The sequence below is a fragment of the Cellulomonas sp. genome, from assembly GCF_017744555.1.
In the GTDB taxonomy this organism is placed as follows: Bacteria; Actinomycetota; Actinomycetes; order Actinomycetales; family Cellulomonadaceae; genus Cellulomonas.
In genome coordinates this window covers 120,973-129,436 of record NZ_JAGIBD010000007.1, presented here as the reverse complement: position 1 = coordinate 129,436, position 8,464 = coordinate 120,973, and the positions used below count along the sequence as shown (strand labels likewise).

Annotated in this window: 8 protein-coding genes; 3 read left to right on the top strand and 5 right to left on the bottom strand. The window is 70.5% G+C overall.

What is annotated here, in order from left to right; genetic code table 11:
* Window positions 1–73: 73 nt before the first annotated feature.
* Complete coding sequence (locus tag J7523_RS06795) at window positions 74–682, bottom strand: DUF937 domain-containing protein (RefSeq protein WP_291883968.1); 609 nt, start codon at window positions 680–682, stop codon at window positions 74–76.
* Between the two features lie 269 nt (window positions 683–951).
* Between J7523_RS06795 and J7523_RS20595 the strand changes: the two genes are divergently transcribed.
* The 3 genes from J7523_RS20595 (at window position 952) to J7523_RS06775 (ending at window position 3,513) form a co-directional block, all read left to right on the top strand.
* Window positions 952–2,370 (top strand): PHB depolymerase family esterase, encoded by a 1,419-nt coding sequence (locus tag J7523_RS20595; RefSeq protein ID WP_363266605.1) that lies wholly within the window; start codon window positions 952–954, stop codon window positions 2,368–2,370.
* 277 nt (window positions 2,371–2,647) lie between these two features.
* Entirely contained in the window at window positions 2,648–3,046 is a 399-nt protein-coding gene (locus tag J7523_RS06780) for a metalloregulator ArsR/SmtB family transcription factor (protein WP_291883965.1), read from the top strand.
* A complete protein-coding gene (locus J7523_RS06775; RefSeq protein ID WP_291883962.1) occupies window positions 3,043–3,513 on the top strand; it encodes an SRPBCC family protein in 471 nt (156 codons plus the stop codon). The genes J7523_RS06780 and J7523_RS06775 overlap by 4 nt, the downstream gene beginning before the upstream one ends.
* Before the next feature lie 64 nt (window positions 3,514–3,577).
* On the opposite strand, the gene J7523_RS06770 is transcribed toward J7523_RS06775, so the two are convergent.
* From J7523_RS06770 to mmsA, 4 genes are all read right to left on the bottom strand, one after another.
* Complete coding sequence (locus J7523_RS06770; RefSeq protein WP_291883959.1) at window positions 3,578–4,360, bottom strand: ATP-binding cassette domain-containing protein; 783 nt, start codon at window positions 4,358–4,360, stop codon at window positions 3,578–3,580.
* Window positions 4,361–4,422: 62 nt separating this feature from the next.
* On the bottom strand, window positions 4,423–5,619 hold the full coding sequence (locus tag J7523_RS06765; protein WP_291883957.1) for an ROK family transcriptional regulator: 1,197 nt from the start codon (window positions 5,617–5,619) through the stop codon (window positions 4,423–4,425).
* 91 nt (window positions 5,620–5,710) lie between these two features.
* Window positions 5,711–6,892: a multiple monosaccharide ABC transporter permease gene (mmsB, locus tag J7523_RS06760; RefSeq protein ID WP_291883955.1), complete on the bottom strand. Its 1,182-nt coding sequence runs from the start codon at window positions 6,890–6,892 to the stop codon at window positions 5,711–5,713.
* On the bottom strand, window positions 6,889–8,427 hold the full coding sequence (gene mmsA / locus J7523_RS06755; protein ID WP_291883953.1) for a multiple monosaccharide ABC transporter ATP-binding protein: 1,539 nt from the start codon (window positions 8,425–8,427) through the stop codon (window positions 6,889–6,891). Before mmsA ends, mmsB begins: the two co-directional genes overlap by 4 nt.
* Window positions 8,428–8,464 lie beyond the last annotated feature (37 nt).

Sequence of the window (8,464 nt, the reverse complement as noted above, 5' to 3'; positions counted from 1 at the left end):
GCTGACGCCGACGGCGACCCGGACCGGCCGCCGGGCCGGCCGGTCCCTCACGCCGGTCCCGGGCCGCGCGCTCTCAGCGCTTGCCGCCGCCGAGCAGGCCGCCCAGCAGCCCTCCGACGTCGAGCCCGCCGCCTGAGCCGCCGCCCAGGAGGCCGCCGAGCATCCCGCCGAGCCCGCCTCCCCCGGAGCCGCCCCCCGGCGCGCCGCCTCCCCCGCCGAGCAGGCCGCCCAGCAGGTCGGTGAGCCCGCCACCGGACGACGCGCCGCCGCCCGACCCCGACCTGCCGCCCATCTGCTTGGCGAGGAACGAAAGGACGATCGGCGCGAGCAGCGGGAGCACCTTGGCGATGATCGACGCGTCGGGGGTGCGGCTGTCGGACGCGAGCGCCTGCACGACCTGGTCCTGGTTCGACCCGAACACGTTCCGGACGATCTTGGCGCCGTCGCCGGTGTCGACCTGGTCGAGATCCACCCCGCCCTCGACGAGGGCCGGGTCCTTGGTGCCGATCGCACCGGCGAGCGACGCCGCCCCGGCGGGGTCCTGGGCGTTCGCGTGCAGTCCGCCGACGAGGGCCGGCAACGCCGCCGCGACGGCCCGCTCGGCGGTCGCTCGGTCGACGCCGAGCCTGGTCGCGAGCTGGTCGATGTTGATCGTCGACGCGATGTCGTCGAGGGACGTCACGGGGCCTCCTGGTTTCGGGACCGCGCCGCTCACCACGGGCGACGCCGGCCGGGTGCGGGTACGCGCCCACGCTACGGACGCGACTGGTGACCGGCCACCGGTCGGACGAGCACGGACCCGGCGGCGCGAAACCTTTCGCCGTCGGCGCGCGCCTTGACCCCGTGACGCACCGGTGGGGATGCTCCAAGGGCTCCTGAATCGATATCGAAATTATCGGTGCCCGGAGGCCATCTCGGCCACGCCCGGACCCTGGCGTCAAGGAGGACACCATGGCTCGATCCCGCTCGCCCTGGCGGCGCAGCCTGGGGGCCGCCGCCGCACTCCTCACCGGTGCACTCGCGCTCGGTGCCGCGACCCTCGCCGTCGCCCCCGTCGCGCAGGCGGCGTCCCTCACGCAGGTGACCGGCTTCGGCAGCAACCCCGGCGGTCTGGCGATGTACACGTACGTGCCGGACAGGCTCGCCGCCAACCCCGGCATCGTCGTCGCGGTGCACTACTGCACCGGGTCGGCGTCGGCCTTCTACAACGGGACGCAGTACGACGAGCTCGCCAACCAGTACGGCTACATCGTGATCTACCCGTCGGCCACGCGGCCCGGCGCGTGCTTCGACGTGTCGTCGACGCAGGCCATGAGCCACACCGGCCAGAGCGACCCCGCGAGCATCGTGCAGATGGTGCGCTGGGTGCAGCAGCAGTACCGGACCGACGCGAGCAAGGTGTTCATCACCGGGACGTCCTCGGGCGCAATGACGACCGAGCTGCTGCTCGCCGACTACCCGGACGTGTTCGCCGCGGGCTCCGCATGGGCGGGCGTGCCGGCGACCTGCTTCTCGACGGGCGGAGCCGCACCCGGCGCCACCAACCAGGCCGGCTGGAACAGCCAGTGCGCGAACGGCCAGCTCAACAGGACGGCACAGCAGTGGGGCGACCTGGCCCGCGGCGTCTACCCGGGCTATGCCGGCGCCCGTCCGCGCGTGCAGCTCTGGCACGGCACCGCCGACACGACGCTGAGCTACAACAACTTCGGCGAGGCCATCGAGCAGTGGACCAACGTGCTCGGCGTGAGCGCGACGCCGGCCTCGACGGTGGTCTCCGGGAACACCACGCGCACGCGGTACGGCAGCACGGGCGACCAGGCGCCGCTCGAGGCGAACAGCCTGCAGGGTGTCACGCACAACATCTCGGTCGACGCGAAGGCGGTCATCCACTTCTTCGGGCTCGACTCGACGACACCGACCCCGACCCCCACCCCGACGACCCCGACGCCGACGCCGACGCCGACGCCGACGCCGACCCCGACGCCGACGCCGACGCCCACCACGCCGACACCGACCCCCACCACGCCGACGCCCACCCCGACGAGCGGTCCTGCCGTCTGCGCGGTGACGTACGGCGTCAACCAGTGGAACACGGGCTTCACCGCGAACCTCACGATCAAGAACACGTCCGCGACCACCGTCAACGGCTGGACCCTCAAGTTCACGTTCCCGTCGGGCCAGACCGTCACGCAGGCATGGTCCGCCAAGGCCAGCCAGTCCGGGTCCGCGGTGACGCTCACGAACGAGTCGTGGAACGGCTCGCTCGCGCCGGGCACGAGCACGCAGATCGGCTTCAACGGGTCGCACAGCGGCACCAACACAGCGCCCTCGTCGTTCACCCTCAACGGCGGGGTCTGCGCGGTCGGCTGACGCAGCGGCCACCACGCGCACCGGGCCGCACGGCCACCCTCGGCGGGGGGTGACCGTGCGGCCCGGCTCTTGGCGCGCCCGGCTCCTGTCCCGTCCGGCTCTTGGCGCGCCCGGCTCCTCTCTCGTCCGGCTCCTGTCGCGTCCGGCTCCTGTCGCGTCCGGAAGCGTCGCGGCGGCCCCTGCGTCGCCCACCCCGCTCGCACCCCTTGACACCACCGGACGACAGGCGCAGAGTTGTAATCAACCGATCGGTTGATCAATAGAACGGTTGGAGAAGATGGTGGTCGACCCCCTGGCGGACGAGCGGCTCGACCGGGCGTTCCTCGCCCTGGCCGACCCGGTCCGTCGCCGGATCGTCGCCCGGCTCAGCCGTGGCCCCGCCACGGTCAACGAGCTGGCCGCACCGTTCGACATCAGCAAGCAGGCCGTCTCGAAGCACATCCAGGTGCTCGAGCACGCGGGCCTGGTGACCCGGTCGCGCGATGCGCAGCGCCGCCCGGTGCACCTCGACGCCGCCACCCTGGAGGCCCTCACCGCGTGGATCGACCGGTACCGGCTGATCCACGAGCAGAGCTTCCGGGCGCTCGACGCGGTCCTCGCCGCCCAGGCGGGCACCGCCACGAACCAGCAGGACGACACCCGCACGCAGCAGACCGAGCAGGAGGCAGGATCATGAGCAACCCCGTGACGATCGACGCGCCCGAGGGCGTGCCGTTCATCGACATCACCCGCGAGTTCGACGCCCCGGTGGCGGCCGTCTTCGAGGCGCACCGCCAGCCGGACCTGGTCAGGCAGTGGATGGGGCCGCGCGACCTCGCGATGGACATCAAGGAGTGGGACTTCACGTCCGGCGGCTCGTGGCGCTACGTGCACACGACCACCGATGGGGAGGCGTACGAGTTCAACGGCGTCTTCCACGTGGTCCGCGAGAACGAGTTCGCGATCCAGACGTTCGAGTTCGGCGGGTACCCCGACGTCGTCGCGATCGAGTCCATCGCGTTCGAGGACCTCGGCGACGGCCGCAGCCGCGTCCGGATCCACTCCACGTACCCGTCGCTCGAGTCGCGGGACGGCATGGTCGCGAGCGGGATGGACCAGGGCCTCACGCAGGGCTACGAGCGGCTCGACGCGCTCGTCGCCTGACCGCCGACGCCGCGAGGGCCCCCGACCGGATCCGGTCGGGGGCCCTCGTGGCGCACCGAGGCGGTCAGCGCAGCGCGGCCGAGTGCCGCACGAGGCTCTCGGAGAGGGTCGTCGCCCCCGTGATCGCCGCGAGGATCGACTCGTAGCTGGCCGTCGCGGCGTCGAACGAGCCGTTGTTGCGCCCGTGCCGCAGCACCTCGATCCGGTCGGACACCGCGCGCACGTCGTTCATGTTGTGGCTGATGAGGATCACGCCGAGACCCAGGTCCCGCAGCCGCTCGATGTACGTGAGGACCTCGGCGGTCTGCGCGACGGACAGGGCCGCCGTGGGCTCGTCGAGCACGACGATCCGCGGCGAGCCGATGAGCGTGCGCGCGATCGCGACGGCCTGCCGCTGGCCCGCCGACAGCTCCGACAGGGGCGTGCGGACCGAGGGGATCCGCAGCGTGAGGTCCCGCAGGATCTGCCGGGCGACCTGCTCCATCTTGCCGTCGTCCAGCAGCATCCCGTCCGTGAGCTCGCGGCCGAGGAAGATGTTCGACGTCACGTCGAGGTTCCCCGCGAGCGCGAGGTCCTGGAACACCGTGGCGACGCCGAGCGCGTGCGCCGCGGACGGCGACGGGATGCTCTGCTCCTCACCGTCGATCTCGATGATCCCGGAGTCGGGTGCGAGCACGCCGGAGATGATCTTCGCGAGCGTCGACTTGCCGGCGCCGTTGTCGCCGACCAGCGCCACGACCTCGTGCGCGTGCACGTCGACGTCCACGCCGACGAGCGCCTCGACGGCCCCGAAGCGCTTGCTGATCTGTCGGAGCGACAGCAACGGCACGCGTGCGCTCACGCCCATGTCCTCACCTGCTCCTCGTTGGGCACGTGGTCCTTGCAGTGAAACCCCAGTGTCTGTGGACGTCAATCGTCCCCCACCGCCTCGGCCAACGCGCGCACCGGTTCGTCCGAACGGAGGACGAAGTCCGTCGACTGCAGCACGAGCTCGATCGCGCCGATCACCTCGGCGCGGTGCCCGAGCTCGGCGGGCAGCACCTCGAGAGGCGCGATCTGGTTGAGCAGGACGCGGTGCCGGATCGCCTCGCGCAACGGGCCGAGGAGCATCTCGCCGGTCTCGGCGAGCTCGCCGCCGACCACGACGCACTGCGGGTTCACCGCCATGGCCAGGCCCGCGACCACGGCACCGATCGACGCGCCCGCGTCGGCGATGACCCGTGCGCAGCCCGGGTCGCCGTCCATGGCGCGCTGGATCACGTCGCGCAGCGCCATGGTGCCGTGGCTCGCGCGCAGCGGCTCGAGGAGCGCCTGCGCACCGACCACGGTGTCGAGGCAGCCGCGGCTCCCGCACCGGCAGATATCACCCTGCGGATCGACCTGGACGTGCCCGATCTCCCCCGCCGTGCCCGCGAAGCCGCGGTGCAGCTGGCCGCCGAGCACGATGCCCGCGCCCGTCCCGTAGGACGCACGGACGTAGACGGAGTCGCGGTAGCCGCGGGACGCGCCGAGCGCGCTCTCGGCCAGCGCCCCCAGGTTCGCGTCGTTGTCGACGAACACCGGGCGAGCCAGCCGCTTGGACAGGACGTGCGCGATGTGCACCTCGTCCCAGCCGCGCATGATGCCGCGCACGGAGATCATCCCCGTCGCGGCGTCGACCGGCGCAGGCACGCCGATCCCGATGCCGACGACCTCGTCGAGCGACGACCCGACGCGCTCGAGCAGGTCCGCGATGAGCAGCGCCGCGCGGTCCAGGCTCGTGTCGACCCGGTGCTCGTGCGGCAGCGGGAGCGTCTGCTCCGCGACGACCTCGTGCGTCACGTCGCCGAGCGCGATGCGCATGTGGCGGTGCCCGATGTGGATGCCGACCGCCAGACCCACGCGGCGGGCGAGCGTGACCATCTGGGCACGCCGCCCGCTGCGGGTGGTGCTGCGGGTGTCGACGACACCCGCAGCGAGGAGCTCCTTGACGATCGTCGAGACGGTGGCCGCCGACAGGCCCGTGGCGCCGGCGAGCTCGACCTGGGTGAGCCCGCCGTGCCGGTGCACCGTCTCGACGATGAGGGCCCGGTTCGCCTCGCGCAGCGAGGACTGCGAGCCTGACATGGCTACCCGTCCTCCCACGGCCGCGAGCCTAGACCGGGACGGCATCCGCCCACGTCAGGTTGGGGTTCCTGGCGTGGGCGAATGTCCGACCTCAGCGAGCCGCGCCGGCCCGCCGCTTGTTGTAGATGTCGAACGCGACCGCGAGCAGCAGCACGAGGCCCTTGACCATCTGCTGCACCGACTGGTCGATGCCCATGAGCTGCATGCCGTTGGACATGACGCCCATGATCAGACCACCGACGACGGCACCGGTCACGCGACCGACACCACCCGTGGTGGACGCGCCGCCGATGAAGCAGGCGGCGATCGCGTCGAGCTCGAACATGTTGCCCGCACCGGGCTGCGCGCTGTTGGACCGCGACGAGTACACCGCGCCGGCGACCGCCGCGAGGAAGCCCATGTTGACGAAGATCCAGAAGTTGACCTTCTGCACCTTCACGCCGGACAGCTGCGCGGCCGACAGGTTGCCACCGATCGCGTAGACGTGACGGCCGAACACGGTCTTCGTGGTGACGACGACGTACACCATGATCAGGACGCCGAGGATGATCAGCACGATCGGCAGGCCGCGCGAGCGGGCCAGCTGGTACGCGAATGCCATGACCACGAGGGCGACCAGCACGAGCTTCGTGATGAAGATCGGCATCGACTCGACGACCTGCTGGTACTTGATGCGACCGGCGCGCGTGCGGAACTGGCTGACGACGTACCCGACCACGGCGACCGCCGCGATGACGAGCGTGAAGACGTCGATGCCCTGGCCGCCGAGGAAGCCGTTGAGGAAGCCGCCGGCGATCTTCTGGTACTCGGCCGGGAACGGCGACAGCGAGACGTTGTCGAGCACCTGGTACGTCATGCCGCGGAACAGGAGCATGCCGGCCAGCGTCACGATGAACGCGGGGATCCCGACGTACGCGACCCAGAAGCCCTGCCAGCACCCGACGACCAGGCCGACGGCGAGGGCGGCGAGGACACCGACCCACCACGGCTGGCCGTTCTTGATCACGATCACCGCGGAGACGGCTCCGGTGAGCGCCACGACCGAGCCGACCGACAGGTCGATGTGCCCGCCGACGATCACGATGAGCATGCCGATCGCGAGGATCAGGATGTACGAGTACTGCAGGACGATGTTGGTCACGTTGCCGGGGCTCAGCAGCGTGCCGTCCGTCAGGATGGTGAACAGCCCGACGATGGCCACGAAGGCGATGAAGATCCCGCTCTGGCGCAGGTTCCTCGTGAAGAGGTCCTTGAACCCTGCTACGGCAGTCATCGAACCTGGTCCCTTTCCTTGGTCATGAGCTGCATCAGGTTCTCCTGAGTGGCCTGCTCACGCGGCAGCACACCGGTGATCCGGCCGGCCGAGAGCGTGTAGATGCGGTTGCAGATGCCGAGCAGCTCAGGCAGCTCGGACGAGATCACGAGGACCGCCTTGCCCTGCTCCGCCAGCTTGTTGATCAGCGTGTAGATCTCGTACTTCGCGCCGACGTCGATGCCGCGGGTCGGCTCGTCGAGGATGAGGACCTCGGGGTCGGTGAAGAGCCACTTGCTCAGCACGACCTTCTGCTGGTTGCCGCCGGAGAGCTTGCCCGCGAGCGCCGCCACGGTGGGCGCCTTGATGTTCATGCTCGCGCGGAAGCTCTCGGCGACCTTGGTCTCCTCGTTGGCGTTCACCCAGCCCAGCCGCGAGACCTTCTTGAGGTTCGCCGCGCTGATGTTGTTCCGGATGTCCTCGATGAGGTTGAGGCCGTACTTCTTGCGGTCCTCGGTGGCGTAGGCGATGCCGTGGTCGATGGCCTCGGCGACCGTGCGCGTCTTGATCTCCTCGCCGCGCAGGTACACGCGGCCGGTGATGTTGCGTCCGTACGTGCGGCCGAACAGCGACATCGCGAGCTCGGTGCGACCGGCGCCCATGAGCCCGGCCAGCCCGACGATCTCGCCGGCGCGGACGTTGAGGCTCGCGCCGTCGACGACGATGCGCTCGGGCTGCGTGGGGTGGTGCACGGTCCAGTCCTCGATCCGCAGCACCTCGTCGCCGATGTTCGGCTCGTGGGGCGGGAAGCGGTGCCCGAGGTCGCGGCCGACCATGCCGCGGATGATGCGCTCCTGCGTGACGCCGTCGGCCTTCATGTCGAGGGTCTCGATGGTGCGGCCGTCGCGGATGATCGTGGTGTTGTCGGCGATCTCGGCGATCTCGTTGAGCTTGTGGGAGATCATGATGCACGTGATCCCCTGCTGCTGCAGCTGACGCAGGAGGCCGAGCAGGTGCTCGGAGTCGTTGTCGTTGAGGGCGGCGGTGGGCTCGTCGAGGATGAGGAGCCGGACCTCCTTGGACAGGGCCTTGGCGATCTCGACGAGCTGCTGCTTGCCGACGCCGAGCTGTCCGACCGGGGTGACCGGGAGCTCGTCCAGGCCGACGCGTGCCAGCAGGGCTGCGGCGTCCGCGTTCGCCTGGTTCCAGTCGATGACGCCGCGCTTGACCCGCTCGTTGCCGAGGAAGATGTTCTCCGCGACCGACAGGTACGGCACCAGCGCGAGCTCCTGGTGGATGATGATGATGCCCTGGGCCTCGGAGTCGTTGATCGACCCGAACTGCACCTCTTTGCCGTCGAGGAGGATCGTGCCCTCGTAGTCGCCGTGCGGGTAGACACCCGACAGGACCTTCATCAGCGTCGACTTGCCGGCGCCGTTCTCTCCGCAGATCGCGTGGATCTCGCCGCGCTCGACGGACAGGGAGACGTCCTGGAGGGCCTTCACACCGGGAAACGTCTTGGTGATGGACTGCATCTCGAGAATGGGGTCAGCCACGCGACCTCACCGTCCTTCCTTGCGATGGGCCCGACCG